25 protein-coding genes are annotated in these 25,528 nt (G+C 62.8%); 11 read left to right on the plus strand and 14 right to left on the minus strand.

Going from position 1 to position 25,528, the window contains the following annotated elements:
- The first annotated feature begins 68 nt into the window (after positions 1-68).
- Together NXC14_RS26080 and NXC14_RS26090 are read left to right on the plus strand one after the other, a co-directional pair.
- Positions 69-251, plus strand: coding sequence for a hypothetical protein (locus NXC14_RS26080; protein ID WP_085780917.1), 183 nt, complete (start codon positions 69-71; stop codon positions 249-251).
- Between the two features lie 470 nt (positions 252-721).
- Positions 722-1,423, plus strand: a complete 702-nt coding sequence (locus NXC14_RS26090) for a DUF899 family protein (RefSeq protein WP_085780919.1) — start codon at positions 722-724, stop codon at positions 1,421-1,423.
- A gap of 20 nt (positions 1,424-1,443) precedes the next feature.
- On the opposite strand, the gene NXC14_RS26095 is transcribed toward NXC14_RS26090, so the two are convergent.
- The 6 genes from NXC14_RS26095 to hutI form a co-directional block, all read right to left on the minus strand.
- On the minus strand, positions 1,444-2,073 hold the full coding sequence (locus NXC14_RS26095) for a J domain-containing protein (protein ID WP_011427926.1): 630 nt from the start codon (positions 2,071-2,073) through the stop codon (positions 1,444-1,446).
- A 175-nt stretch (positions 2,074-2,248) separates the two neighbouring features.
- Positions 2,249-2,824: a HutD family protein gene (locus NXC14_RS26100; protein ID WP_085780920.1), complete on the minus strand. Its 576-nt coding sequence runs from the start codon at positions 2,822-2,824 to the stop codon at positions 2,249-2,251.
- A gap of 5 nt (positions 2,825-2,829) precedes the next feature.
- Entirely contained in the window at positions 2,830-4,503 is a 1,674-nt protein-coding gene (hutU, locus tag NXC14_RS26105; protein WP_085780921.1) for a urocanate hydratase, read from the minus strand.
- Positions 4,504-4,533: 30 nt separating this feature from the next.
- Positions 4,534-5,337: an N-formylglutamate deformylase gene (gene hutG, locus NXC14_RS26110; protein ID WP_085780922.1), complete on the minus strand. Its 804-nt coding sequence runs from the start codon at positions 5,335-5,337 to the stop codon at positions 4,534-4,536.
- Positions 5,338-5,572: 235 nt separating this feature from the next.
- Positions 5,573-7,108, minus strand: coding sequence for a histidine ammonia-lyase (gene hutH / locus NXC14_RS26120; RefSeq protein WP_085780923.1), 1,536 nt, complete (start codon positions 7,106-7,108; stop codon positions 5,573-5,575).
- Positions 7,105-8,367 (minus strand): imidazolonepropionase, encoded by a 1,263-nt coding sequence (hutI, locus tag NXC14_RS26125; RefSeq protein WP_085780924.1) that lies wholly within the window; start codon positions 8,365-8,367, stop codon positions 7,105-7,107. Before hutI ends, hutH (NXC14_RS26120) begins: the two co-directional genes overlap by 4 nt.
- Before the next feature lie 121 nt (positions 8,368-8,488).
- Between hutI and NXC14_RS26130 the strand changes: the two genes are divergently transcribed.
- The gene (locus NXC14_RS26130; RefSeq protein ID WP_085780925.1) at positions 8,489-9,835 is read left to right on the plus strand and encodes a formimidoylglutamate deiminase; all 1,347 of its coding nucleotides are present in this window, start codon (positions 8,489-8,491) and stop codon (positions 9,833-9,835) included.
- A gap of 60 nt (positions 9,836-9,895) precedes the next feature.
- The gene (gene hutC / locus NXC14_RS26135; RefSeq protein WP_085780926.1) at positions 9,896-10,618 is read left to right on the plus strand and encodes a histidine utilization repressor; all 723 of its coding nucleotides are present in this window, start codon (positions 9,896-9,898) and stop codon (positions 10,616-10,618) included.
- A gap of 27 nt (positions 10,619-10,645) precedes the next feature.
- Here hutC (NXC14_RS26135) and hutC (NXC14_RS26140) read toward each other — a convergent pair whose 3' ends face one another.
- Positions 10,646-11,401: a histidine utilization repressor gene (hutC, locus tag NXC14_RS26140; protein WP_085780927.1), complete on the minus strand. Its 756-nt coding sequence runs from the start codon at positions 11,399-11,401 to the stop codon at positions 10,646-10,648.
- A 192-nt stretch (positions 11,402-11,593) separates the two neighbouring features.
- Between hutC (NXC14_RS26140) and NXC14_RS26145 the strand changes: the two genes are divergently transcribed.
- From NXC14_RS26145 to hutH (NXC14_RS26165), 5 genes are all read left to right on the plus strand, one after another.
- A complete protein-coding gene (locus tag NXC14_RS26145) occupies positions 11,594-12,436 on the plus strand; it encodes a transporter substrate-binding domain-containing protein (RefSeq protein ID WP_085780928.1) in 843 nt (280 codons plus the stop codon).
- A 104-nt stretch (positions 12,437-12,540) separates the two neighbouring features.
- Entirely contained in the window at positions 12,541-13,266 is a 726-nt protein-coding gene (locus tag NXC14_RS26150) for an ABC transporter permease subunit (protein ID WP_085780929.1), read from the plus strand.
- A gap of 10 nt (positions 13,267-13,276) precedes the next feature.
- Complete coding sequence (locus tag NXC14_RS26155; protein ID WP_085780930.1) at positions 13,277-13,981, plus strand: ABC transporter permease subunit; 705 nt, start codon at positions 13,277-13,279, stop codon at positions 13,979-13,981.
- Between the two features lie 26 nt (positions 13,982-14,007).
- Entirely contained in the window at positions 14,008-14,784 is a 777-nt protein-coding gene (locus tag NXC14_RS26160) for an ATP-binding cassette domain-containing protein (protein ID WP_085780931.1), read from the plus strand.
- Positions 14,781-16,274, plus strand: coding sequence for a histidine ammonia-lyase (gene hutH, locus NXC14_RS26165; RefSeq protein ID WP_085780932.1), 1,494 nt, complete (start codon positions 14,781-14,783; stop codon positions 16,272-16,274). Before NXC14_RS26160 ends, hutH (NXC14_RS26165) begins: the two co-directional genes overlap by 4 nt.
- An 11-nt stretch (positions 16,275-16,285) precedes the next feature.
- Here the strand turns inward: hutH (NXC14_RS26165) and NXC14_RS26170 are convergent, their stop codons facing one another.
- Positions 16,286-16,828: a hypothetical protein gene (locus tag NXC14_RS26170; protein ID WP_085780933.1), complete on the minus strand. Its 543-nt coding sequence runs from the start codon at positions 16,826-16,828 to the stop codon at positions 16,286-16,288.
- A 165-nt stretch (positions 16,829-16,993) separates the two neighbouring features.
- Between NXC14_RS26170 and NXC14_RS26175 the strand changes: the two genes are divergently transcribed.
- Complete coding sequence (locus tag NXC14_RS26175) at positions 16,994-17,731, plus strand: phosphatase PAP2 family protein (protein WP_085780934.1); 738 nt, start codon at positions 16,994-16,996, stop codon at positions 17,729-17,731.
- 81 nt (positions 17,732-17,812) lie between these two features.
- On the opposite strand, the gene NXC14_RS26180 is transcribed toward NXC14_RS26175, so the two are convergent.
- The 4 genes from NXC14_RS26180 to NXC14_RS33680 all read right to left on the minus strand — a co-directional run bounded on the left by NXC14_RS26180 (position 17,813) and on the right by NXC14_RS33680 (position 21,485).
- Entirely contained in the window at positions 17,813-20,374 is a 2,562-nt protein-coding gene (locus NXC14_RS26180; protein WP_085780935.1) for an FAD-dependent oxidoreductase, read from the minus strand.
- 268 nt (positions 20,375-20,642) lie between these two features.
- Entirely contained in the window at positions 20,643-20,882 is a 240-nt protein-coding gene (locus tag NXC14_RS26185; RefSeq protein WP_085780936.1) for a hypothetical protein, read from the minus strand.
- 9 nt (positions 20,883-20,891) lie between these two features.
- Positions 20,892-21,149 (minus strand): hypothetical protein, encoded by a 258-nt coding sequence (locus NXC14_RS26190; RefSeq protein ID WP_085780937.1) that lies wholly within the window; start codon positions 21,147-21,149, stop codon positions 20,892-20,894.
- Positions 21,150-21,485, minus strand: a complete 336-nt coding sequence (locus NXC14_RS33680; RefSeq protein ID WP_085780938.1) for a helix-turn-helix transcriptional regulator — start codon at positions 21,483-21,485, stop codon at positions 21,150-21,152.
- 181 nt (positions 21,486-21,666) lie between these two features.
- On the opposite strand from NXC14_RS33680, the gene NXC14_RS26200 reads away from it, so the two are divergent.
- Complete coding sequence (locus tag NXC14_RS26200) at positions 21,667-22,728, plus strand: class I SAM-dependent methyltransferase (protein WP_085780939.1); 1,062 nt, start codon at positions 21,667-21,669, stop codon at positions 22,726-22,728.
- Positions 22,729-22,771: 43 nt separating this feature from the next.
- On the opposite strand, the gene NXC14_RS26205 is transcribed toward NXC14_RS26200, so the two are convergent.
- The gene (locus NXC14_RS26205) at positions 22,772-24,292 is read right to left on the minus strand and encodes a mechanosensitive ion channel family protein (RefSeq protein ID WP_085781268.1); all 1,521 of its coding nucleotides are present in this window, start codon (positions 24,290-24,292) and stop codon (positions 22,772-22,774) included.
- Positions 24,293-24,527: 235 nt separating this feature from the next.
- Complete coding sequence (locus tag NXC14_RS26210) at positions 24,528-25,370, minus strand: AraC family transcriptional regulator (protein WP_085781270.1); 843 nt, start codon at positions 25,368-25,370, stop codon at positions 24,528-24,530.
- Between the last annotated feature and the right edge of the window lie 158 nt (positions 25,371-25,528).

Consider the following 25,528-nt stretch of genomic DNA (forward strand, 5'->3'; position numbering starts at 1 on the left):
GCAATCCTCCATCCGCCCCCGGAACCATGTCGGCAGCCCGGACTTCTTCCCTGGAAAGGAGACAGACAATGTCGACGAATGATGAAAACGTAAAGCCCGAGCAGCGCCGTCCCAAGGACGTCAATGCCGTTCCCGGCAAGCCGGAACCCGCCGACGCCGAATCGATGGCGCCGCCGGCCGTGCAGCCGGCTGGGGAGGGCGACAAAAGCGAGCGGCCGGTGGTCAATCCGGTGACCGGCGCCGCCCTTTAGTGGCCGCATGCTAAAGATGATGCAAAAAGCCCTTGAAACGGCGAATGCAAGCGTCCATATAGCGGGCCTGCCTGAAAAATGGATGCGCCCGGTATCGACGTTGTCGAGCTGTTCGCTGTCCGACAGGATAAGGGCGCTCCCCGCAAGGGTCGAGCGCCCTTTTTGCGTTCAGGCATCCGGACGTTCGAGCAGTATTGTGTGGCGAGCGTGCATAACTCCACCAAGATCTATATAGCACTTCGGAATCCCGAGATAGGATGAGGCTTTGAAATCCTTGACTATTTCTCCGGGAGAATGCCGCGCAAACCGGCTCGAATTTCGGAATCTCGAAGCGGAGGAATTTCGGAATTCCGAAGTGGGATATTTTTCGCCGCCCTGTCGATTTTCGCATCTTCCGATCGTCATTCCAACGATGTGCTGCATATTGCCCTGAGGTCGGCACATCATCAGGCAACGACAGGAGGATTGTCATGGATAACCGTCAGCTGGTACCTGCCGCCGTACTCGCGGCCAAGAATGGCGTTCGTTTCCCGAATGAGAGCGAGGAATATCGTATCGCCCGCGATGCGCTGTTGGCCGAAGAGATCGAATTGCGCCGGCACATCGAGCGCGTGGCAAGACAGCGCCGGGCGCTGCCGCCGGGCGGCGAGGTGAAGAAGGATTATCGCTTCGAAGGTGCCGACGGGCCGATCTCGCTCAGCGAGCTCTTTGCCGACAAGGAGACGCTGATCGTCTATAGCTACATGTTCGGGCCGGAGCGCGAGCGTCCATGCCCCATGTGCACCTCGCTGCTGTCGGCCTGGGATGGCGAGGTGCCGGATATCCAGCAGCGCGCCGCCCTTGCGGTGGTCGCGCTTTCGCCGATCGGCAGACTGCTCGCCTTCAAGAAGGAGCGCGGCTGGCACCACCTGCCGCTTTATTCCGATCCGTCGGGCGATTACAGCCGCGACTATCACGCCATAGGCAGAGGCGGCGGCGATGACGCCGCCTACAACGTCTTCAAGAGGCGCGACGGCACGATCCGCCACTTCTGGAGCCAGGAAATGGGCGGCGTGACGGCTGATCCCGGCGAGGATCCGCGCGGCGCGCCCGATCTGATGCCGCTCTGGACGCTGATCGACACGACGCCGGAAGGCCGGGCGCCGGACTGGTATCCGAAGCTGTCCTACTGACGGTTTTAGCGCGCGCTGCGTCAGCCGGTGGAGCGGTTTCTGGAGGTCTCGATCCATTCGAGATTGGTCACAGAAGCCTCCGGCAGCAACGACGGATCGAGATCGTAGACGTAGCCGCTCAGCATGTCGGCGGCGCGTTCGGCCGCCTTGATCTTCGCCTCGGTTTCCGCGACCGCCTTGGAGATCGCTTCGATGCGGGCGCGGAACATATGGGCGAGCACATCACGGCCGGACTGCTTTTCCAACCGCTCCAGATGCAGGCCGACGCGCGAGGCGTGGCGTTCCAGCTCGCTCTTGCTGAACCGCGCCTTGCGCAGTTCCTCGGAGAGGCTTTCCTGCATCACCGCGACCGGGTCGAAACTGCCCGGCGCCCGCTCGTCGAGCACGGCGTCGGTCACGAGCTTCTCGATCATCACAAGCGCCTGCAGCTCGGCCGCATCGGCGAACTCGACGTCATAGCCGGTATCGTCATAGACCTTGCGGCGGACCGGATCGAGAAGCAGCGCATAGGCTTTCTGCAGATTGTCGAAGGCTTCCGTATCGCCGCCCGAATCAGGATGGGCGACCTTTGCCAGGCGCCGGTAGGCCGCCTTCAGCTTCGCCTCGTCCGCATCGCGTTCAACGCCGAGAATATCGTATGGATCCGTCACACCTGCTCCCTTGCCGCCCTTGATGTCGCGGGCAGTCTAGGTCTTCTTCTGCATCAGAAGGGCAAAGTTTAGACCGAAAGCAGGAACGGCGTCCATGGCCTGATATCGCGATCGCCGATGCTGGCACCCTGATTTTTTCCGAAATCGGTCGAAATTCCAAAGAGTTAAGGGAAAATCAGTGAGTAGCGATCGAGATGAGATAACATCTGGCCTGGCCGTCGATATCAAGCGCAGCTATCGTCATATCCTCGATCAGCAGCGCGTCGCCGGCTGCAAGCGTCCCGGTCTCGCCCGACCGGCGGAATGACACCATGCCGCGGTGGCAGAGGAACAGGCATGTCGGCGATGGCAACGGCAGGCGCGTGGCGCCGTCGATGTCGATTCGGGCGAGGCTATGGGTGAGGCCGGCCCGGCGCGTCATGACGTTGAGATCGGTGATCGCGCCGTCTTCGAGCCTGGCGGTGACGGGGACATCAGCCGGGAAGGCAAGAGGAGTGGTTTGTGTCGTCAGCAGGACAGCAGCGCTGCCGTCGATCTCGAGCACCATGCCGTTGCCGTCGAGGACCGCCAGCGTCCGGTCGATGCCCGGGAAAATCGAAAACGGTCCGTCCTCCGCGACCGCTGCCATGCTGATGCGCCAGTCGAAATCGTCGATCGGGGCGCCTGGCGGAGAGACGGCGATCTCCACCGTCTCTCCCTTGCCGTTCTTCCACGGCATGCGCTTGTGATCGCCGGCGCGCAGGATCCTCATGAGGTTCAGTTTCCGAGGATGCCGGGCAGGCGCAGGCCCTTGTCCCGGGCGCAATCGAGGGCGATGTCGTAGCCGGCATCGGCGTGGCGCATGACGCCGGTCGCGGGATCGTTCCAGAGCACGCGCTCGAGACGCTTTGCCGCATCATCCGTGCCGTCGGCACAGATGACGACGCCGGAGTGCTGCGAGAAGCCCATGCCAACGCCGCCGCCGTGATGCAGCGACACCCAGGTGGCGCCAGAGGCGGTGTTGAGCAGGGCGTTGAGCAGCGGCCAGTCTGAGACGGCGTCGGAGCCGTCCTTCATCGCCTCGGTTTCGCGGTTCGGCGAGGCGACCGAGCCGGAATCGAGGTGGTCGCGGCCGATGACGATCGGCGCGGAAAGCTCGCCGTTTTTGACCATTTCATTGAAGGCCAAAGCCAGGCGGTGACGATCGCCGAGGCCGACCCAGCAGATACGCGCCGGCAGGCCCTGGAAGGAAATGCGCTCCCTAGCCATGTCGAGCCAGTTGTGCAGGTGCTTGTTGTCGGGCAGCAGCTCCTTCACCTTGGCGTCGGTCTTGTAAATATCCTCCGGGTCGCCCGAGAGGGCTGCCCAGCGGAAGGGTCCGATGCCGCGGCAGAACAGCGGTCTTATATAGGCAGGCACGAAGCCGGGGAAGGCGAAGGCGTTTTCCAGGCCTTCATCCTTGGCGACCTGACGGATATTGTTGCCGTAGTCGAGTGTGGGAATGCCGGCGTTCCAGAAGGCGATCATCGCCTCGACATGCTCGCGCATCGAGGCGCGCGCCGCCTTTTCCACAGCCTTCGGATCGCTTTCGCGCTTAGCCTTCCACTCGGCCATAGTCCAGCCTTTCGGCAGGTAGCCGTTGATCGGATCATGCGCCGAGGTCTGGTCGGTGACGATGTCGGGGCGGATGCTGCGGCGAACCATTTCCGGCAGGATCTCGGCGGCATTGCCGAGCAGGCCGACGGACTTGGCTTCGCCTGCCTTCGTCCAGCGGTCGATCATCGCGAGTGCCTCGTCGAGCGTTTCGGCCTTGGCGTCGAGATAGCGGGTGCGCAGGCGGAAATCGATCGAATCCGGATTGCATTCGACGGCAAGGCAGCAAGCACCAGCCATGACGGCGGCGAGCGGCTGGGCGCCGCCCATGCCGCCGAGGCCCCCTGTCAGGATCCATTTGCCCTTGAGATTGCCGCCGTAGTGCTGGCGGCCGGCCTCGACGAAGGTCTCGTAGGTGCCCTGCACGATGCCCTGCGTGCCGATATAGATCCACGAACCGGCCGTCATCTGGCCATACATGGCAAGACCCTTCTTGTCCAACTCGTTGAAATGGTCCCAGGTCGCCCAATGCGGCACCAGATTGGAATTGGCGATCAGCACCCGCGGCGCATCCTTGTGGGTGCGGAAGACGCCGACCGGCTTGCCGGATTGGACGAGCAGGGTTTCCTCTTCCGTCAGCGTCTTCAGCGTCGCGACGATGCGGTCGAAATCCTCCCAGGTGCGCGCGGCGCGCCCGATGCCGCCATAGACGACGAGCTCGTTGGGATTTTCGGCGACGTCGGGATCGAGATTGTTCATCAGCATGCGCAACGGCGCTTCGGTCATCCAGCTCTTGGCATTGAGATCGTTGCCGCGGGGCGCGCGGATTTCACGGATATTGTGGCGTGGATTGGTCATGGCTGTTCCCCTGTTCTCAGGTTTCAATCGTCAGCGTTTCAGGCCCGGTGCGATCTGTTCGATGCGCATCAGAATGTCTTTGAGATGAATGCGAAGCCTGTCGGCCTTGGCGGCGTCATAGGCGAAGGGCGGCGTCTCGGTCTGCAGATGGGTCCATTGCGCGAGCTCCATCTGGATCGCATGCACGCCCGTCTCGGGCCGGCCGTAGTGGCGAGTCGTCCAGCCCCCCTTGAAGCGGCCGTTGAGCACGCTGTCGTAACCTTCGGCAGCTTGCGTGACGGTGAGCGTCGCCTGCTCGATGGCGCTGTCGCAGGTCCTGCCCATGTCGGTGCCGATATTGAAATCCGGCAGCTTGCCTTCGAACAGGAAAGGAATATGCGAGCGGATCGAGTGGCAATCGTAGAGGATCGCCACGCCATGGATTGCCCTGACGCGTTCGATCTCGGCGGCAAGGGCGGCATGATAGGGCGCATGGAAATCCCTGAGCCGCGCCGCGATATCGGCCTCGTCAGGCGCCTGCCCATCCTTCCAGATCGGTCTGCCGTCGAAGTCCGTTTCGGGAACGAGACCGGTGGTGTTCTGGCCGGGATAAAGACTGACGCCGGCTGGATCGCGGTTGGCGTCGATCACGTAGCGATGGAAGGTGGCACGCACGGTCGTGATGTTGTCGACCAGCCCGTCATAGAGGTGGTGGATGTGCCAGTCGGTATCGGCGAGGATACGGCCATTGTCGTTGAGGCGGTCGGCGATGTCGGGCGGCACCTCGGTGCCGGTGTGGGGGAAGCCGAGGATGATCGGCGAGGTGCCCTGGCGGGTTTCGTATGGTGCGGTCATGGGCAAAGCGCTCCGGCGTTGCGGGCGTTACCCCCCTCTGTCCTGCCGGACCCGGGGTCGAGCCGCGGGTCTCGACCCGTCCTTCGGACCCCCACAAGGGGGAAGATCGACCCGCGGATGGGGCTGTGCCAAACAATTAATATTGGAGCGAGCGGCTCCGCCCAGCCGATCTCCCCACCTGTGGGGGAGATGCCCGACAGGGCAGCGGGGGGTGCAAAGTGCGCAGACATCACCATCAACCCTCCAAAACCGGCAAAATGCCTGTCGAAACTGAATCATTCAGCGCCCCCGTCGCCACCAGTGCGGCGGCGGCGGCGAGATCCCCCGCCAAGTAACGATCACTCTCGAGGCTCGGCACCTGGGCGCGGATCGCAGCGATCGCCTTCAAAAGCTCCGGGCTCGTCGACAGCGGCGCGCGCAGTTCGACGCCCTGGGCTGCCGTCAGCGCCTCGATGCCGATGATGGCGAATAGGTTTTCGGTCATGCCGAGCAGGCGCCGGGCGCCGTGGCAGGCCATGGAGACATGGTCTTCCTGATTAGCAGAGGTCGGTGTCGAATCGACCGAGGCCGGGTGCGACATCTGCTTGTTCTCCGACATCAGCGCCGCCGAGGTGACCTCGGCGATCATAAGGCCGGAATTCAGGCCCGGCTTCCTGGCGAGGAAGGCCGGCAGGCCATAGGAGAGGGTGGGGTCGACGAGCAACGCAATGCGGCGCTGCGAGATCGCGCCGATCTCGCAGATGGCGAGCGCGATCTGGTCGGCGGCGAAGGCGACGGGTTCGGCGTGGAAATTGCCGCCAGAGACGACGGAATTATCCGAGAGCACCAGCGGATTGTCGGTGACCGCATTGGCTTCGATCTCCAGCGTGCGGGCGACCGCGCGCAAGAGATCGAGGCAGGCGCCGTCGACCTGCGGCTGGCAGCGGATGCAATAGGGGTCCTGCACCCGCTCGTCGCCCTCGATATGGCTCTGGCGGATGATGGAGTTTTCGAGCAGGCCGCGCAGGGCTGCTGCCGTGTCGATCTGCCCCTTATGGCCGCGCAGTGTATGGATATCGGCATGGAAGGGCGCCGAGGAGCCCATGGCCGCATCCGTGGACATGGCGCCCGTGATCAAGGCGGATTGGGCGGCGCGATGGGCGCGGAACAGGCCGGCGAGCGCCAGCGCCGTCGAGGCTTGGGTGCCGTTGATCAGCGCCAGGCCCTCCTTGGCGGCGAGCACGACCGGTTTCAGCCCGGAGCGTTCGAGGGCTTCAGCGCCGGAAAGGCGTTCGCCGTCGAAAAAGGCTTCGGCCTCGCCCATCATGACCGCCGCCATATGGGCGAGCGGCGCAAGATCGCCGGAAGCGCCGACCGAACCCTTTTCCGGGATCAGCGGGATGACGCCCTTATCCAGCATGCCTTCGATTAGCCGCACCAGTTCCAGACGCACGCCGGAGGCGCCGCGCCCGAGCGAGACGAGCTTCAGCGCCATGATCAGGCGCACGATATTCTCCGGCAGCGGCGCCCCGACGCCGCAACAATGAGACAAGATGAGATTGCGCTGCAGGGTGGCGACATCGGCGCTGTCGATCTTGATCGAGGCAAGTTTGCCGAAGCCGGTATTGATGCCATAGACCGGCGCGTTGCCGGCGGCGATCTCGGCAATGCGGGCGGCGGCCTTGTTTATGCCGGCATCGAAAGCGGGATCGAGTCTTGCCGGCTCGCCCGTCCAGTAAATAGTCTCGAGGTCGTTGAGCGAGACGGTGCCCGGGTGGAGGGTGATGGTCATCGACCGTTCCTTTCGCCCTTGAAGATACGCGCATGAAGCGGGTTGAAGCCGATGCGGTAGACGAGCTCGGCGAGGGTTTCGACATTCCAGACGGCGAGATCGGCTGACTTGCCGGGCTCGATCGTTCCGGTCTCGGCGATGAGGCCGAGAGCGCGGGCGCCTTCGCGGGTGGCGCCGGCGATGCATTCCTCGACGGTGAGCCCGAACAGCGTCGCCGACATGTTCATGGTCAGCAGCATCGAGGTCAGCGGCGAGGTGCCGGGATTGCAGTCTGTGGCGATCGCGATCGGCACGCCGGCCCGGCGCAGCGCCTCGACCGGCGGCTTCTGCTTCTCATGGATGGCGTAGAAGGCGCCGGGCAGGAGCACGGCGACAGTGCCGGCAGCCGCCATCGCGGCAACGCCATCATCGTCGAGATATTCGAGATGATCGGCTGAAAGCGCGCCGTATGACGCAGCAAGCTTGGCGCCGCCGAGATTGGAGAGCTGTTCGGCATGCAGCTTGACCGGCAGGCCGAGCGCCTTCGCCTTGTCGAAGACCCGGGCGATCTCGGTCGTGGAAAAGGCGATGCCCTCGCAGAACCCGTCGACGGCATCGGCGAGGCCGAGATTATACATGTCGTCGAGGCCGGGCAGCACGACATCGTCGAGATAGTCGCCGTTGCGGCCTTTGTATTCCACCGGCGTCGCATGCGCGCCGAGATAGCTGGTGGCGACGCGCACCGGTCTGATATGACCGAGAAGGCGCGCGCTCTGCAGCATTTTCACTTCGCCGGCCCGGTTCAGCCCGTAGCCGGACTTCACTTCGATCGTCGTGACACCCTCGGCAAGCAGCGTATCGAGCCGCGGCAGCGCTTCGGCGACGAGGTCTTCGACCGACAGCGCATTGGTGGCCTTCACCGAGGACACGATGCCGCCGCCGGCGCGGGCGATTTCTTCGTAGGTCGCGCCGGCAAGGCGCATCTCGAATTCGCGGGCGCGATTGCCGCCGTGAACGATGTGGGTGTGGCAGTCGACGAGACCGGGGGTGACCCAGCGGCCTTCGAGATCCACGATCTCGGATTTCTCGATGGCGGATGCCGGCAATTCGCTTTCGACGCCGGCAAAGGCGATACAGCCCCCTCCAGTCAGCACGGCGCCTTTTTCGATGATGCCGAGACCTGCTCTGTCGGGCGCCAGCGTCGCAAGTCGCGCATTTCGCCACAGCACCGGCCGGATATCGGCGGATGGGGTACCCTCAGAAAAATTGTTCCCGCTCATCAGCTATGCGCCTTTCCTTATGCCGAAACATGTATATACATAATCAACAGGTGACAAGAGAAATTTTGCGCGCTTTTCTGGAAAAGAAAGATCGGCGGCGCGGCAGGAGGAGAAGAAGGCCATGACCATACTTCACGCGGAGACGGCGCTGACGTCGCAAGGCTGGCGGAAGAACGTGCGGCTGACGCTCGAAGAAGGTCGCATCGCCCGGGTCGAGCCCGACGCTGCCGCAGCACCCGGCAATGAGCGCCATGCCCTGATCGTTCCCGCCATGGGCAACCTGCACAGCCATGCCTTCCAGCGAGCGATGGCCGGCCTTGCCGAAGTGCGGGGGCCTGCCAGTGACAGCTTCTGGAGCTGGCGCACGGTCATGTACAAGTTCGCCCTGGCGATGACGCCCGATCATGTCGAAGCAGTCGCCGCCAAGCTCTATGCCGAGATGCTGGAGGCGGGCTATTCCCGTGTCGGCGAATTCCACTATCTCCACCATGACAAGGATGGCGGCGCTTATGCCAATATCGCCGAGCTTGCCGAACGCATCGGTGCTGCGAGCGAAGAGACCGGCATCGGCCTGACGCTTCTGCCCGTCTTTTATGCCCATTCCGGCTTCGGTGGTGCCGCGCCGATTGAAGGCCAGCGACGCTTCATCAATTCGCTGGAAAGCTTCGAAAGGCTGATGGATGGGTGCCGTGTGGTGACCGGCCGGCTCGACGGCGCCGAACTCGGGCTGGCGCCGCACAGCTTGCGGGCCGCCACTCCCGAGGAGTTGGCGAAGCTTGTGCCGATGGCGGGCGACGGGCCGATCCACATCCATGTCGCCGAACAGGTGAAGGAGGTCGAGGACTGCATTGCCTGGTCCGGCGCGCGGCCGGTGGAATGGCTGCTCGATCATGCGCCGGTCGATCAGCGCTGGTGCTTCATCCATGCAACGCATATGACCGAGGACGAGACGCGGCGGATGGCGAAGAGCGGGGCGATTGCCGGCCTCTGCCCGATCACCGAAGCCAATCTCGGCGACGGCGCCTTTGCCGCGCCGCTCTTCCTCGAAGAGGGCGGCCGTTACGGTATCGGTTCGGATTCAAACGTGCGGATTTCCCTGCCGGAGGAATTGCGCCAACTCGAATATTCGCAGCGCCTGGCGTTGCGCGCCCGCAATGTCGTCGCGGCACCTGGCGGATCGACGGCGCTTTCGCTATTCACCCACGCACTTGCTGGCGGCTCCGGCGCGCTGAAAGCGCCGGCCGGCCTCGTCGAGGGTCATCACGCCGATCTCGTTTCGCTCGATACGTCAGCCGTTCCTTACCTCTCGGGCGATCAGATCCTCGATCACTGGCTGTTTGCCGGCGGCGTTTCCGTCGATTGCGTGTGGGCGCGCGGCTTTAAGCAGGTGGAAGGCGGCCGCCATCGCGAGCGCGACGCAATCGACCGGCGGTTCCTTGCCGCAATGGGCGAGTTGCTGGCTGCCTGAAAAAGCACTTTTCCTTTCAAGGCATTCGATCTAGACCGGAGAACCAATCGGAACGTGGCGATGAACCAAAGCAGGGATCTGACCTTGCACCAGCGCATCCTGGGCGAGATCGAGGGGCGTATCGTCTCGGGCGAATGGCCACCGGGGCATCGTATTCCCTTCGAGGTCGACCTCGCCACGCAGTATGACTGCTCGCGTATGACGGTGAACAAGGTGCTGACTCAGCTCGCCAAGGCGGGCCTGATCGAGCGCCGCAAGAAATCCGGCAGCTTCGTCACCCAGCCGCAGGCGCAATCGGCCGTGCTCGAAATCCACGACATCAAGGCTGAGGTGCAGTCGCTGAACCTGCCTTATTCCTATGCGCTTTCGAAGAAGGCGAGCCGCAAGGCGAAAGCGGAAGACAGAAGCCGGCTGGAACTGCCCGTGGCGTCTTCGGTCGTCGAGGTGGTCTGCGTCCACAATGCCGGGGCGCGGCCCTTCTGCCTCGAGGAGAGGCTGATCAGCCTTGAAACCGTGCCTGAGGCCGCCGATGCCGATTTTCTGACGGTGGCGCCGGGGCCGTGGCTGCTTGGCCAGGTGCCGTGGAGCACGGCCGAACACCGGATCCACGCGGTCTCCGCCAGTGCCGAGGTGGCCGCGGCGCTCGACATTCCGCGCAACACTGCCTGCCTGGTAGTCGAACGCCGCACCTGGAGCGGCGCCGGTCCGGTGACCCACGTCCGTTTCACCTATCCGGGCGATCGCCACGCCCTGGTGGCGCGATTCACGCCGGCCTCGCAGTAGGTTCCATATACAAGATGGCGAGTGCTTTCACTCTTCGAACATCTTGCCGCTGCGTGCTTCGAGCCGATAACGATAGCCGGGATAGACGAGGCGGGCGGTCGAGACCACCTGTTTTGCCGACCATGTGCGCCGGCGGATCGTCAGGCACGGCTCGGTCTTGAGAATAGTGAGCAGCTTGCATTCCCAGGCCTGCGGCATCGCCGCCTCGACGACATGCTCGGAGCCGCTGAGCGGGGCGGCCGCCGTCAGATAGGCGTTCGGCGTCAGCGTCGTGAAGTCCTGCTTGAGATAGTCGGGAGCGGCTTCCGGATGGACAAAACGGTCCTCGATCTGCACCGGAACGCCGTTTTCGCTGTGCACGATCAGCGAGTGGAAGACCGCCGCGCCGATTTCAAGTTCCAAGCTGTCAGCGATCTCGGGAGAGGCGGTTTCCTGGGCAAGAATGACGACAGACGCCTCATGAACATGGCCGCGTTCGGCGATCTCCTCGGCGATGTTGCGCACCTCGAACAGCGCCGAATAGCCCTTGCGCTCGGCGACGAAGGAGCCGACACCCTGGATGCGGACGAGTTCGCCCTCGTTGGCAAGTTCGCGCAGCGCCCGGTTGGCGGTCATCTTGCTGACGCCGAGCTCGACGACCAGTTCGTTTTCCGAGGGAACGCGGTATTTCGGCGGCCATTCACCACTGTGGATGCGGTCGAGGATCACCTGTTTGACGCCGGCATAGAGCGGCGTGCTGTCATTTCCTGCCAGGTCGCGTTTCATCTCGTCGGAACGCTTCATTGCCTATTCCTTTTGCACGGATGCAATTCGCCATATAAATCGACTTTTCTCTTGCATATCACAAATTTTCTCATATGGTACCATATACAACCTCCCGAACAGTCCTCGACGAAAAAATAGGACGGAACGGGCAAGCCGGCGGAGATCGGCGGTGCCGCAAGGTCTGTTTCAACTCCAGAGGAGAATTCATCGATGAAATTAAGCGCAATCCTTTTTTGCGGCGTCGCCGCCTTTTCCGCCTTCGCAGCTCCGGCCTTTTCCAAGGACTGGACGAAGGCGACCATCACCCTTGAGGGCGCTTATGCGCCTTGGAATCTCACCAATGCCGACGGTACGCTTGGTGGCTTCGAGCCTGAGCTTGCCAAGGTGCTCTGCGAGCGCGCCAAGATCGAATGCACGCTGGTTGCCTCCGATTGGGACGGTATGATCCCGGCGCTCAACGCCGGCAAGTTCGACGTCATCATGGATGCGCTGTCGATTACCGAAGAGCGGCGGAAGATTATTGATTTCACCATTCCCTATGCCGCGACTCCCGCCGCTTTCGCCACGGCCAAGGATAGCCCGCTCGCCAATGCCGCCGGCACCGGCGCCACGATCAAGATGACGCCCGGCCAGACCGGCGTGAAGGAGATCGACGCGCTGAAGGAACTCTTCAAGGGCAAGACCATCGGCATCCAGGCGGCGACCGTCTATGCCAAGTTCGTCTATGACAATTTCGGCGATATCGCCGAGATCCGTGAATACAAGACCGGTGCCGATCGCGACCTCGACCTGCAGAACGGCCGCATCGACCTCGGCTTCGACGACGCCGTCTATTTCGCCAATGCCTTTGAGGCCGCCAACGGCGCGCTTGCTTTCACCGGCCCGGAGATCGTCGGCTCGATCTGGGGCGAAGGCGAAGGCCTCGGCATCCGCAAGGCCGATACCGAGCTGCGTGACAAGTTCAACGAGGCGATCAAGTCGACGCTGGCCGACGGCACGGTCAAGAACCTTTCGATGAAATGGTTCAAGGTCGACGTCAGCCCGCAGCAATAAGCCTTACGGCCTCTGGCCGCAGGTGCGGTCTCCGGCTTTAACGCCGGAGACCGCGTGTTATTCTCAAATCCATAAGACACTGCCGCGGACGGGGAACGGACGATATGGCAAGCTTGGAACTGCTCGGCTTCGGTTCAACCGGATGGGGCGCGCTGCTCATTCTCGCCGCCTTGATGACGCTCGCCGTCACGGCGACGGCGCTGGCGATCGGCGCGTTGCTGGGCGCGGTCGTCGCCTTCGCGAAACTCTCCGGCAATCCGCTCCTCATCACGCTCGGCAATGTCTATACCACCGTGTTTCGCGGCGTGCCGGAACTGCTGATCATCTATCTCATCTATTTCGGCGGCTCCTCGGCCGTCACCTCGATCGGCAAGGCGATGGGCTACGAGGGTTTCCTCGGCCTACCGTCCTTTGCCGCCGGCGCGCTTGCCGTCGGCATCATCTCCGGCTCCTATCAGGCGGAAGTGTTCCGCGGCGCCTTCCTCGCCATTTCCAAGGGCGAACTCGAAGCCGCCTCGGCGATCGGCATGCACCGCGGGCTGCGCTTTCGCCGCATCATCATGCCGCAGGTGCTTCGCTTCGCCATTCCGGGCCTCGGCAATGTCTGGCAGCTCAGTCTCAAGGATTCGGCGCTGATCTCCGTCACAGGCCTTGCCGAGCTGATGCGCACCAGCCAGGTGGCGGCGGGCTCGACGCGGCAGTATTTCCTGTTCTTCATCGCCGGCGGCGCGCTCTACCTGATCCTGACCAGCCTTTCGGACTGCATCTTCAACGGCGCCGAACGCCGCGCCAATCGCAGCATGCCGGCATCGGCCATGGGCCAGGCGTAAGGAGGCGAAGATGGATTTCACCTTTCTCGCCTCGACCATGGTCACATTGCTGAAAGCCGTGCCGACGACGCTGATCCTGTTTTCGCTGTCGATCTTCTTCGGCGGCCTGCTGGCCCTCGTCATTGTCTGGATGCGGGTCAGCGGCAACCGCATGCTTTCGGGCTTCGCCAAAGGTTATATCTTCGTCTTCCGCGGCTCGCCGCTGTTGATCCAGATGTTCCTGGTCTTCTACGGTCTCGGCCAGTTCGGCGTCATCCGCTATTCCTTCCTCTGGCCGTTCCTGCGCGAGCCGATGGTCTGCGCCATCCTGTCCTTGGCGCTCTGCACTGCCGGCTATACCGCGGAGATCTTCCGCGGCGGCATCCGTGCCGTGTCGCCGAAGGAGATCGAGGCGGCGCGCTCGATTGGCATGTCCGGTTTCCTGCTGGTGCGCCGCATCCTGGCGCCGATCGCCTTCCGCCACGCGCTGCCGGCCTATTCCACCGAGATCGTGCTGATGATGAAATCAACGGCGCTCGCAAGCCTCGTCACCGTCTGGGAGGTCACCGGCGTCGCCCAGCGGCTGATCTCGCAGACCTACCGGACGATGGAGGTCTTCCTCTGCGCGGCGATCATCTATCTCGTTCTGAACTTCATCATCCTGCAGGGCATGGCCCTGCTTGAATATTCGCTCTCCCGACACCGCCGAGCGGCCCCGCAGCCGCTGAAGGCATAGGCGTTTTTGACCTGATTGGAGCAACCATGCCAGGCGTCACCCGACTTTCGGTTCGCAACATCCGCAAGAGCTTCGGTACCCATGAAGTGCTGCGCGGCATTTCCCTCGATGCCGAGGACGGCGACGTGATTTCGCTGCTCGGCGCCTCAGGCTCCGGCAAATCGACCTTCCTGCGCTGCATCAACATGCTCGAAACCGCCAGCGACGGCGAAATCTGGGTCGACGGCGAGCATATCGAGATGGTCCACAAGAACGGCAAGACAAGGCCGGCGAGCCAGAAGCAGGTCGACCATATCCGCTCCGAACTCGGCATGGTGTTCCAGTCCTTCAACCTCTGGTCCCACATGACCATCCTGCAGAATGTCATCGAGGGACCCATTCATGTGCTGAAGCGGCCGCGCGCCGAATGTATCGCCGAGGCCGAGGCGCTGCTCGAAAAGGTCGGCATCGCAGACAAACGCCATGCCTATCCCACCCATCTCTCCGGCGGCCAGCAGCAGCGCGCCGCCATCGCCCGCGCGCTTGCGATGAAGCCGAAGGTCATGCTCTTCGACGAGCCGACGTCGGCGCTCGATCCGGAGCTGGTCGGCGAAGTCCTGCGCGTCATGCGCGCGCTTGCCGAGGAGGGCATGACCATGCTCGTCGTCACCCATGAGATGAGCTTTGCCCGCAACGTCTCGAACCGTGTCGTCTTCATGCGCGAAGGGCTGATCGAAAGCAGCGGCACGCCGGACGAGATGTTTGCCGGCGGCGCCACACCCGCCTTCCGCCAGTTCATCGGTAATTTCGGAACGGGTCGATGACGGTCGTCCTCGATAAGGTGCTGGGCTGGCGCGATGTTGCGCGCGTCGGGGCAGGGGAGGCGCTTGCGCTGTCGCCGGCTGCCTGGGCGCGGGTCGAAAGGGCAAGCCGGATCGTCGCGCGCATCGTCGAAACCGGCGTGCGCGCCTATGGCGTCAACACCGGCGTCGGGGCGCTGGCCGATACGGTGGTCGACCGCGCCTCGCAGAGCCTGCTGTCGCGCAGCATCGTGCTCAGCCATGCCTGTGGCGTCGGGCCGCTTCTGCCCGCCCGCGAGGTGCGCGCCATCATCGCCGCCGAGATCGCCAATTTTGCCCACGGCCATTCCGGCGTGCGGCGTGAGATCGTCCAGCATCTTGCGGCCCTGTTGGAGCATGATTGCATTCCGGACGTGCCATCCAAGGGCTCGGCCGGTTATCTCACCCATAATGCCCATACCGCGCTCGTCCTGATCGGCGAAGGCAGCGCGACGCTTGCCGGACGGCGTATGAGCGGCCGCGAAGCGCTTGCGGCGATCGGCCTTGTCCCGCTGGTATTCGGCGCCAAGGAGGGTTTGAGCCTCGTCAACGGGACGGCCTGCTCCACGGGCTTGACCGCACTGGCACTCTGGCGCGCCGAACGGCTGCTCGACTGGGCCGATGCCATCGCGGCGCTGACGCTGGAAGCGGCGGGCTGCCAGATCGCCGCCTTCGACGAGGCGGTGCTGGCGCTGCGCCCATCGGCGGGAATAGAGAAAGTAGGCGCTACGCTGCGCGCACGGCTCCAGGGCAGCGGTCTCATCGCCGCCGCCTTTGGCCGGCGTACCCAGGATGCGCTGAGCCTTCGTTCGGTGCCGCATGCCCACGGAGCGGCCCGTGATGTCTTCGACAATTCCGCCCGCATCGCCGATCAGGAGCTCGCTTCGGTAACGGACAATCCCGCCGTTTCAGGCACTCCGGAAGAACCCGTCGTCTCCTCCGAGGCACATGCGGTCGCCCCGGCGCTCGGGCAGGCGGCCGACAGCCTCGCCGTTGCAATGGCGCAGCTCTGTGCGATCAGCGAGAGGCGCATGGACCGGCTGGTCAATCCACTGGTGAGTGGCCTGCCGCCGTTTCTGGCGAGCGATGCCGGCAGCCATTCCGGCTTCATGATCGCCCAGTATACCGCAGCGGCGCTGAGCAATGAAAATCGCCGCCTTGCCGCGCCCGCAGCGCTTGACGGCGGGCTGACCTCCGGCCTGCAGGAGGATTTCCTCGCGCATCCGACGGCTGCCGCCGGCAAGCTGCTCGCGGTCATCGACAATGCCGAATATATCCTGGCGATCGAGCTGATGGCTGCCGCCCAGGCGCATGATTTCCTGGCGGCGACGGCGCCCCGGGCGGCAGGCACGGATCTTATCTATCAGGCCGTGCGGGAGCGTATCTCCCATTATGGCGACGAGCGGCCGCTCAATGGCGATATCGAGGCCGTGCGCAGCCTGATCCGCGAGACTGTGCCGCCACCGATGAATTGATCGGGCAGACGTCAGAACGGCTTGCTGGAGTCGGAATCCTGCTTCGGTTTTCCGTCGGCGTCGAGGCGTTTGAGGCATCGGGCGAACGTGGGGTAGAGCTGGTCCACCCGCGAGAGCGGCAGCGTCCAGTCGCCTTCGTCGCCGGCAAAGGTCAACTGCACGTCAGGGGTTCCGGAAAAGGAATTCTTGATGATCTTCTTCAGTCCGCCGCTACCCTTGCTGCCCACGGGCCAGAGGCGAAGCGTATGCTTGTCGAAGAACTCGGCGGCAACGGCTTTCGTCACATTTCGATCAGTCAGCGTCACCTGGGTCTTGGTGCCGGCCGGGATGTCCCAGCTGTTCTTCGACACCAGCCAGAACGTCTCGGTCGCACTCTGGCGGAATTCCATGCTCTTGCCGATCTCGCTCTCCCACAGCAGCCGGCAATAGGGTGGGCTGTCGCTCGCATAGCCGACCGACCATTGTCTTGCGCCGCCCATCCATTCGGTCTCGCCGAAGGCGGAGACCGGCTGCAGGATGGATGCCAGCAGAACTATCGCGGTCAGAATTTTCATCGTCGAAGCCTCCAGGACAATCCGCTTCAGCCATAGCAAAAGAAGGTTGAGCGTTTGCTACCGCGGGTCCCCCGGCGCTCGCTAAATGCCGCAAGGTCTTGAATCCCGGGGGCGTATTGCCAATGTGGCAGGGGATCGACATGACGAAGGGAGTTGGCGACAGGCATGAGTGACGTTCAACGACGCAGGGTTTGGGCTAGGCTCAACGCATATGAGCCACTGGCACTGATCACGGTGGCATCGATCGCCGGCGGCCTCTTCCTGCTGCAGCGGCTGACGAGCGAGGTTATCGAGGGCGAGACTCTCCGCTTCGATGAGTCGATCCTGCTGGCGCTGCGACATCAGGGCGATCTCAGCATGCCGATCGGTCCCGCCTGGCTGACGCACGCCGTCGGCGACATCACCAGTCTCGGCGGCATCACCGTTCTGTCGCTGATGACTGTCCTCGTGACGGTCTATCTCTTGCTCGACCGGCGCTGGCCGATCGCGATCTTCGTCTTTTCCTCGGTGCTGTCAGGGTGGCTGGCGAGTACGCTTTTGAAGATCCTCGTCGCGCGGCCGCGCCCCGATGTCGTGCCGCACCTCGTCGAGGTGAGCGATCTCAGTTTTCCCTCCGGCCATGCCATGGTCTCGGCGGTGACCTATCTGACGCTCGGGGCGCTGCTGGCGCGCACACAACGTTATCCCTCGACGCGGATTTTCGTCATGGGCGCCGGCGTCTTCCTGGCCGTCATCATCGGTTTGAGCCGCATCTACCTCGGCGTTCATTATCCGACGGACGTTTTCGCCGGATGGTGCGCCGGCGCGCTCTGGGCGCTCGGCTGCTGGCTGATCTCGAAACAGTTCATTTCAAGCCGTCCCATCGACGATAGCGTCGAAACTGCCGCTGGCGACAGCAAATAGAATTCAGCAAAATTCTGCTACAGCCGCTCAGCCTCATGCGTGTGGCACCGCGTGCCTGCGGCGCCACACGTGCTTGAGTGATTAGGTGCGCGGCTTCAGATTTTCCGGGTCATAGATCGGCTTGTAGCCGACGCCGACAACCTCCACCGGGTAGCTCTCGGCAAAATACTCGACCTCAAGCTTGCGTCCGACCTGGCAATGCGACCACGGCAGATAGGCGAGGGCGATGTTCTTGCCGACCGTCGGGCCGTAGGCGATCGAGGTTGTGTAGGACCGGCGGCCAAGCTCGTCGACCAGAACCTCTCCCGTGGCGGGATCGACGACCGGCAGGTTGCCGACGGGATAGCGCTTCACGCCTGTTTTGTCGGTATTCTCGGTCATGACGAGCGTGCAGAGCATGGCCGGCTGGTGCTCGCGCGCTTTGTATTCCAGATGCTTTTCCTTGCCGCGGAAATCGGCTTCCTTGACCTTCGGGCGGGCGAGATCGGCTTCGATCAGGTTGTACTGGGTCAGGAGGTCGGCGTTCTGCAGGCGCAGGCTCTTCTCCATGCGGCGCGAGTTCGCATAGGTCTCGACGCCGAAGGCCATCACGCCGGTCGAGCGCAGCGCATCCCAGACGGCGAGGCCGTCTTCGTACTTCATGTGCAATTCCCAGCCCTGCTCGCCGACATAGGAGATGCGGAAGGCGGTGACGGTCTTGCCTGATATTTCGATCGGCTTGATCGCCGCAAAGGCGAAGTTTTCCTGATCGAGCCCGGCCGGATCGGCTACCACCTTCTTCAGCGTCTCGCGCGCGTTCGGACCCCAGATGCCGATCGTCACGAATTTCTCCGAGACATCGGTGACGGTCACGTCAAGGCCGCGGTCTTGAGCGACCCGCTTCATATAGTGCAGATCGCGCGGGCCGGCATCGGCGCCGTTGACGAGACGGCAGCGGTCGGCCATGCGGAACACGGTGAAGTCGGCGCGCACCATGCCTTCGTCGTCGAGGAAGTGGGTGTAGATACCCTTGCCGATGTTGGCATCGCCGCCGATCTTGGCGGCGCACAGCCACTCCATCAGCTCGACATGATCAGGCCCCTCGATATCGACCATGTGGAAATGGCTGAGATTGACGATGCCGCAATCCTCGCTCATCGCTAGGTGTTCGGCATTCGAGACGCGCCAGAAATGGCGGCTGTCCCATTCATTCTCGCGAACCGGAACCCGGTCGCCATACTTCTCCAGAAGGTGCTCGTTGACGGCGTAGCCGTGCGCACGCTCCCAGCCGCCCAGTTCCATGAAGTAGCCGCCAAGCTCCTTTTCGCGCTCGTAGAAGGGCGAGCGCTTGATGTTGCGGCCGGATGCATAGGGTTCGCGGGTGTGAACCGCCGGGAAATAGATCTTCTGGGCGGCTTCGAAGCAGCGGCCTTCGATAAATTCTTCCGTCAGCTGATGCGGATAGAAGCGGGCATAGTCAATGCTGTTGTGATCGATTTCGGTACGGCCATCGGTCATCCAGTCGGCGATCAGCTTGCCATAGCCCGGGCCGTCCTTGACCCAGATGGCAACGCAATACCAGAGACCGCGCACCTTCTGGCTCTCGCCGCAGGATGGGCCGCCGGCGGCGGAAACCTGCAGCAGGCCGTTGAAGGAATGACCTTCGTTATAGCCGAGTTCGCCGAGGATCGGCGTCAGTTCCATGGCGCGTTCGAGCGGCTCGATGATCTGCTCCATCTCGAGGTCGCGCTGCGACGGCGAAAGGCGGGCTTCGTGTTTTTCGAGAAGATCGCGCGGATGGCACATGCGCGGATTGGTGGCTTCGTAATAGCCCCACTCGATCTGGCCACCCTCGGTCGTCGCCGGGTCGCCGGTGTCGCGCATATAGGCGGAGTTGCCCTGGTCGCGCAGCAGCGGGAAGCCGATTTCCTTGCCGGTGCCTTCAAACTCGTTATAGGGACCGAAGAAGGTCAGCGGATGGTCGACCGGCATGACCGGCAGGTCTTCGCCGACCATCTCGGCGATCAGGCGGCCCCAGAGGCCGGCGCAGACGATGACGTGGTCGGCCATGATAGTGCCGCGATGGGTGACGACGCCCTTGATGCGTCCGCCCTCGACGATCAGCGACTTCGCCGGCGTGTTGCCGAACACCTTGAGCTTGCCGGCCTTTTCGGCGGCATCGACCAGTTTGCCGGCAACGGTCTGCGAGCGCGGAATGACGAGGCCGGCATCCGGATCGAAAAGCCCGCCCATCACCTGATCTTCCTCGATCAGCGGGAACTTCTCCTTGATCTCGGAGGGGCTGACATAATGGGCGCGGGTGCCGAAAGCGCGGGCCGAGGAAAGCTTGCGCTTGATTTCCTCCATCCAGGCGTGGTCGCCGGTGCGCGCCACTTCGAGGCCGCCGATGCGGGCGTAGTGGCCCATCTTCTCATAGAAATCGATTGAATATTGCGTCGTCCAGACCGACAGATAGTCGTGGCTCGTGGTGTAACAGAAGTCCGAGGCATGCGCTGTCGAGCCGATGTCAGTCGGTATGCCCGACTTGTCGATGCCGACGATATCGTCCCATCCGCGCTCGACAAGATGATGAGCGATGGAGGCGCCGACGATGCCGCCGAGCCCGATGATGACGACCTTTGCCTTTTCCGGAAATGCTGCCACGTGCTGTTCCTTCTATTTCCGCACGAATTAAAACTACCGAGCCGCGCTTGGCTTACGCTTCGCGTGAGATGCAGGAGCCATGTCAGCCTCGTGAGCGTGTCACATTTGCCCAAGCTGCAAAACCCCAGACCTCTCCCTCCCGAAGCTGGATAAGCCATTATGCATAAGGGTCACAATCGTCATTGGTCCTACGCCGTCGAGTAACGGCGTAATTGCGCCAGTCCGGATCGGGGCTGAGGTTATTCCAGATAGAGCTCGCCTACCCGGATCACGGCGCTGCAATTGCGTTGAGCCGGTCGATGTCTCCGAGCACTATATCGTCGGAAACCGGCTCGCGATTGTGCAGGCGGAACCATTCAGCCGCTTCGCGCACGCGGTCTCCGTGCGGCGGGGGATAGGCGCCCAGCCGAAGGACCCATTCCCGCACGGTCTCGCGCTCCATCCGGCCGGCCCGGTATCGGTCGCAGACCGTTTTCGCCGAGGCGACGAGATCATTGATACTCTTCACGGCCGGCCCTCAATGCACGGAAGGTTCGTCGTCGAGAAAGGAGCGGATGCCGTCCCGCGCCACGACCGCGAGGAATTCGTCGAAAGCTTCGCGGTCCGTCGCGAACGGCTCGTCCCACTGGATCAGGTCCTCTGCCTGGGTGACGACTTCCATCGTCCAGTCTTCATTGCTGCCCGCGGATCGAAAGATATCGACGAGCACCGTAACCCCGTCTTCGGTAAATTCCCCCGCCAATTCGGAGTGCTCAAGCTTCTGTTTCTTTGCCATTCAACCGCCAGCGCCGGGAGGGGCGTCGTTTTTGAGATGTTCTTCGTATTGGACCGTCTGAGTCTCGTCAGTGTCTATAGAAGCCGATGCCGGTCTTGCCAAGCGAACGCCCGCGCCGCCACCATTCTCCGGGATGAAAAGAACGCCCGCTGCCTCCAAACTCTCCTTCAGGTCCCGCAGGGTCTGCTCGTCAGGGGAAAGCTTCCCGGCTTCGAAACGGGTAATCGTCGCCTTTGGGATTTTCGCGGCTGAAGATAGATCGTCCTCAGACCACGCGATAAGAGCTCGTGCCGCGCGGCACTGAGATGCGGATAGAGAAAAGTCATCAATTGGCATTGATACACGGATGGTTGGACTCGGTCAGCACTATGAGAGATGTGAGCGCCGGCGAAGAAAGCAAGCGAATGTGCTGATACCGGATCGAGGCCGCTACCCTATTGGGCGATGGGAAGGTTGATTGACTGAATATTACCAAGGTCTAATTTGGGCCCCTTTATCACGCGCCGGGGAGGTTGCAATGCGTGAGCCGGATATGCAGAAACTCGATACGCTTGTCGGTCGTCTTGTTGGCGACGTCGGCGCCGCCGTGTCGGGCGCCTTGGTCGTGCTCGGTGACAAAGTCGGAATCTTCAAGGCGATGGCCGACGGGACGCCTTTGAGTGTCGAGCAGCTTGCCGCGAAAACAGGGGTGAAGGAGCGCTACCTCAGGGAATGGCTCAGCGCCCAGGCGGCGGCGGAATATGTCAGCTATGATGAACAATCGGATCGTTTCAGCCTGACGCCGGAACAGGCGATGGTGTTCGCCGAGGAAAACAGCCCCGCCTTCTTCGTGGGCGCTTTCGAGGTTGTGCAATCCATGTGGATGGACGAGCCGAAAGTCGCCGATGCCTTCCGCACTGGAAAGGGTCTCGGCTGGCATGAACACAGCACCTGCCTATTCCGCGGAACCGAACGGTTCTTTCGCCCGGGGTACAACAGCCATCTGGTGAATGAATGGATTCCGGCTCTTGCCGGGATGGAGGAAAAGCTGAAGGCGGGCGCCAGGGTCGCCGATGTCGGCTGCGGTCACGGCGCCTCGACCATCCTGATGGCGCAGGCCTATCCCGCCTCGCGGTTCACCGGCTTCGATTATCACGGCCCGTCGATCGAAAGGGCAAAGGCCGCCGCCAAAGAGGCTGGCGTCGCCGATCGCGTGACGTTCGAGCAGGGCAAGGCGGCCGAATTTCCGGGGCGCGGTTATGACATGGTCGCCATGTTCGACTGCCTCCACGACATGGGCGATCCGGTCGGCGCCGGGCGGCATGTCAAGGAAACGCTTGCGCCGAATGGGACATGGCTCATCGTCGAACCCTTCGCCCATGACCACCTGAAGGACAATCTCAATCCGGTGGGCCGCGTCTATTATGGGGCGTCGACGATGATCTGCACACCGGCATCGCTCTCCCAGGAGGTGGGGCTAGGGCTCGGCGCTCAGGCCGGAGAAATGAGGCTTCGAAAGGTTGCACTCGACGCCGGCTTCACGCATTTCCGCCGTGCAACCGAAACGCCGTTCAACATGGTGTTCGAGGTGCGGGCGTAAGGCGCATCAGTCGTGTTTCAGCGCGTGGCAGTGGCACTGACTGCTATTGCGGCACCTGGAACAGGTGGCGGATTCGCATCAGCAGCGAAGTCATCGAGCTGCCGTTCAGTGTTGCGCCTTCGGTCACGAAGGAATGCTGGCCGGTCTCGATGCGGTGGGTCAGGGTGGCGGCAAGCTCCTCGGCGATGCCGGGCCTGTCGTGCAGCAACGGTGTCAGACTGGTCTGTGCAATTTCGTAAATGACCACGAAGGTGAGGGCGCGCAGGGTTGCCGCTTCGCCGGCGCCGATCAGCAGTCCGCTCTCGCCGAAATAGTCGCCCGGTGCCAATCGTCCGACTTCGATTTCCTTTTGGCCTTCCTTGCGTGTCGCGATGACGGCGCCGCTGCGCACGATCATCAGCGAAGCGACCGTATCCCCCTGTTCGATCAGAATCGCATCCTTCTTGAAGGTCCGCCGCGTCATCGAGGCGGCCAGCGTCTCCTTCTCGTCCTCCGTCAACGAGGCAAACAGGGGGATGGCATCGAGAAGCTTGAGCGGCGTCGGACGATGCTGCCCTGCCACTTCTTCCGGCTGCACCCGGTCGGACGGCGGGCCTGCGGCATCGATCGGCCGCGCCAGGGTGAGGCCGGCCGCCTTGATGTGGCGGTAGATAAGATCGAATATCTCATTCTTCGCCAGCCCGGCGTGGCCAATATCCCTGACGCGGAAAGAGAGCTCCACCTCCACCGCATCGGCATTGAGCGACTTGACCTGCACGCCGGGCCTTGGTTCCGTCAGGATTGAGCCGCTGCTCAAAAGCACGGTGCGCATCACCTCGACGATCGTCGATGGCCCCGTCGTCGGTACGACGCGGACCGTCAGCATGACGCCGTGGCTGCGGTCGGGGCTGCTGAGGTTGGTCAGCCCCACCTTGGCAAGAAAGCTGTTGGGCAGGATGACAAGGTCGTTCGTGCCGTTCAGGAGATGCGTGCTACGCCAGTTGGTTTCGACGACACGCCCTTCGACGCCGTCGTTGAGGACGATCCAATCACCGATTGTGTAAGGCCGGCCGAGATTGAGTGCGATACCGGAAAAGACGTCGTTCAGCGTGCTCTGCAGCGCCAGGCCGAGGATGATGGCGAAGACGCCCGAGGTGGCGATCAACGTTCCGACCGGAAAGCTGAAGACGTAGGCCACCACCGAAAGGATCGCGCCGAGATAGATCAGCCCGATGACCAGATCCTGAACGAGGCGTCCCTCCCGCGGTTGACGCTCGAAGATCAGGAAGACGCGAACGAAGCCGATCAACGCCCAGGCGGCATTGACCCACCAGACTACCTTGGCAACCCCGATGAAGACACGTTCGAAGGCGGAAGACGATGTCGGGCTGACCTCGTAGGGCACGATATCGTGATAGAGAAGCAGGATGGTCAGCGCCGCGAAGAAGAACACCTGACCGACCAGCTTCCAGCTCGGGAAGGGGCGCAGGGCAACTCGCGTAACCATCGCACCGACCACGGCCACCGCTCCCACCTGGACGATGGGATCGGAAAGCGCCTCGGACCATGTGGGATTTTCTAGCATCGAAATCAACTCGCGAGAGAAGGCTGAGTGCAGCCAGAACCGCTTTGGCAAGGACCGGGCGAAGAACCCCCGTCGCTGTCATCGAATAATCCCTGAGAATATTCCATTTCCTCGCAGCGTCCGCTGGGCAGGGCGAGCCGGAGATCCGGAAAAGCAACATCGCCGTTCGTCCAAGCGATGTCAAACCGCCACCTGGCAATGGATTTCGCGTTGCGCCTTTCGGGTGGTCAGCCGTTCAGCGAAGCTTGCCGATGCTGGCATACATGCCGGTCGTGCGGAATTCGGTGGGATTGGTGCCGTAGACGCGGCGGAAGACCTTCGAAAAATAGTTGGCGTCCTCGAAGCCGCACATGATGGCGACTTCCTTGACCGGCAGGAAGTCCGCCTTGGTCAGAAGCTTGACGGCGCGCTGCAGCCGCTGCTGCAGCACGAATTCGGCCGGCGGCATGCCTTCGCTCTCGGCGAAGCTGCGGGAAAAATGCGCGCGGCTGAGGCCGACGATGCCGGCGAGTTCGCTGACCGGTAGCGGCTTGTCGAGATTGGCGTTGATATGGTCGATCACCGGCTGCATGAGGCTGAGTTCAGCGGCAACAGCCGCCGAGTTGAAGACATCGTCATAGAGCGCCATCGCCGCTTCATAAGCGATCGCCGACGCTGCTCCCGCCGACGTCGCGCCCTTGACCAGGCGCAGGCTGCAATCGGCGAGATGATCGACGGTCGAGGGCTGCAGCTTCAAGACAGGACCGGCTGTGGAAAGCACCAGCTTGTGGATGCGCAGCGTTTCCTCGCCGTTCATCGAAATCCAGAAATATTCCCAGCGCTCGCCCTTCTCCAGCCAATAGCGGTGATTGTGGGGGACGAGCACGAGCAGCGTATCGCCGCCTTGGAGGCGGTAATTGCGGTTCTGGTAGCGCAGCCGGCCGGTGCCGCTGATCGTGTGCTGCAGCACGGTGAAGGGCGTCTGGCCGCGCCGGCGGCCGTCCCAGTCGTAGGTCTCGTTCTCACGCACTTCATAGCCCGCGCTGGTCGGCATGGCGTGCAATCGCTGCCGGCCGCGGGGCAGCGAAACCGTCCTCATCGCCTGTCCGTTGGCAATCAAATCCTGCAGCACAAAATTACCCCTGAAAGCATAATCCTTCTCTGGTCGCCCTGCCGATTTCGGGCATAATCCCGCTCGAACAAGAAAGAGAAGACCACGGCCGATAGAGCGGCCGGGAGGAAAACAGGCAGTTTTGC

Source organism: Rhizobium sp. NXC14 (genome assembly GCF_002117485.1).
Classification (GTDB): Bacteria; Pseudomonadota; Alphaproteobacteria; order Rhizobiales; family Rhizobiaceae; genus Rhizobium.

Coding starts and splice junctions, on each gene's coding strand:
- NXC14_RS26080 (WP_085780917.1), top strand. CDS start 69: ATGTCGACGAATGATGAAAACGTAAAGCCCGAGCAGCGCCGTCCCAAG.
- NXC14_RS26090 (WP_085780919.1), top strand. CDS start 722: ATGGATAACCGTCAGCTGGTACCTGCCGCCGTACTCGCGGCCAAGAAT.
- NXC14_RS26100 (WP_085780920.1), bottom strand. CDS start 2,824: ATGAGGATCCTGCGCGCCGGCGATCACAAGCGCATGCCGTGGAAGAAC.
- hutU (WP_085780921.1), bottom strand. CDS start 4,503: ATGACCAATCCACGCCACAATATCCGTGAAATCCGCGCGCCCCGCGGC.
- hutG (WP_085780922.1), bottom strand. CDS start 5,337: ATGACCGCACCATACGAAACCCGCCAGGGCACCTCGCCGATCATCCTC.
- hutH (WP_085780923.1), bottom strand. CDS start 7,108: ATGACCATCACCCTCCACCCGGGCACCGTCTCGCTCAACGACCTCGAG.
- hutI (WP_085780924.1), bottom strand. CDS start 8,367: ATGAGCGGGAACAATTTTTCTGAGGGTACCCCATCCGCCGATATCCGG.
- NXC14_RS26130 (WP_085780925.1), top strand. CDS start 8,489: ATGACCATACTTCACGCGGAGACGGCGCTGACGTCGCAAGGCTGGCGG.
- hutC (WP_085780926.1), top strand. CDS start 9,896: ATGAACCAAAGCAGGGATCTGACCTTGCACCAGCGCATCCTGGGCGAG.
- hutC (WP_085780927.1), bottom strand. CDS start 11,401: ATGAAGCGTTCCGACGAGATGAAACGCGACCTGGCAGGAAATGACAGC.
- NXC14_RS26145 (WP_085780928.1), top strand. CDS start 11,594: ATGAAATTAAGCGCAATCCTTTTTTGCGGCGTCGCCGCCTTTTCCGCC.
- NXC14_RS26150 (WP_085780929.1), top strand. CDS start 12,541: ATGGCAAGCTTGGAACTGCTCGGCTTCGGTTCAACCGGATGGGGCGCG.
- NXC14_RS26155 (WP_085780930.1), top strand. CDS start 13,277: ATGGATTTCACCTTTCTCGCCTCGACCATGGTCACATTGCTGAAAGCC.
- NXC14_RS26160 (WP_085780931.1), top strand. CDS start 14,008: ATGCCAGGCGTCACCCGACTTTCGGTTCGCAACATCCGCAAGAGCTTC.
- hutH (WP_085780932.1), top strand. CDS start 14,781: ATGACGGTCGTCCTCGATAAGGTGCTGGGCTGGCGCGATGTTGCGCGC.
- NXC14_RS26170 (WP_085780933.1), bottom strand. CDS start 16,828: ATGAAAATTCTGACCGCGATAGTTCTGCTGGCATCCATCCTGCAGCCG.
- NXC14_RS26175 (WP_085780934.1), top strand. CDS start 16,994: ATGAGTGACGTTCAACGACGCAGGGTTTGGGCTAGGCTCAACGCATAT.
- NXC14_RS26190 (WP_085780937.1), bottom strand. CDS start 21,149: ATGGCAAAGAAACAGAAGCTTGAGCACTCCGAATTGGCGGGGGAATTT.
- NXC14_RS33680 (WP_085780938.1), bottom strand. CDS start 21,485: ATGCCAATTGATGACTTTTCTCTATCCGCATCTCAGTGCCGCGCGGCA.
- NXC14_RS26200 (WP_085780939.1), top strand. CDS start 21,667: ATGCGTGAGCCGGATATGCAGAAACTCGATACGCTTGTCGGTCGTCTT.
- NXC14_RS26205 (WP_085781268.1), bottom strand. CDS start 24,292: ATGCTAGAAAATCCCACATGGTCCGAGGCGCTTTCCGATCCCATCGTC.
- NXC14_RS26210 (WP_085781270.1), bottom strand. CDS start 25,370: ATGAGGACGGTTTCGCTGCCCCGCGGCCGGCAGCGATTGCACGCCATG.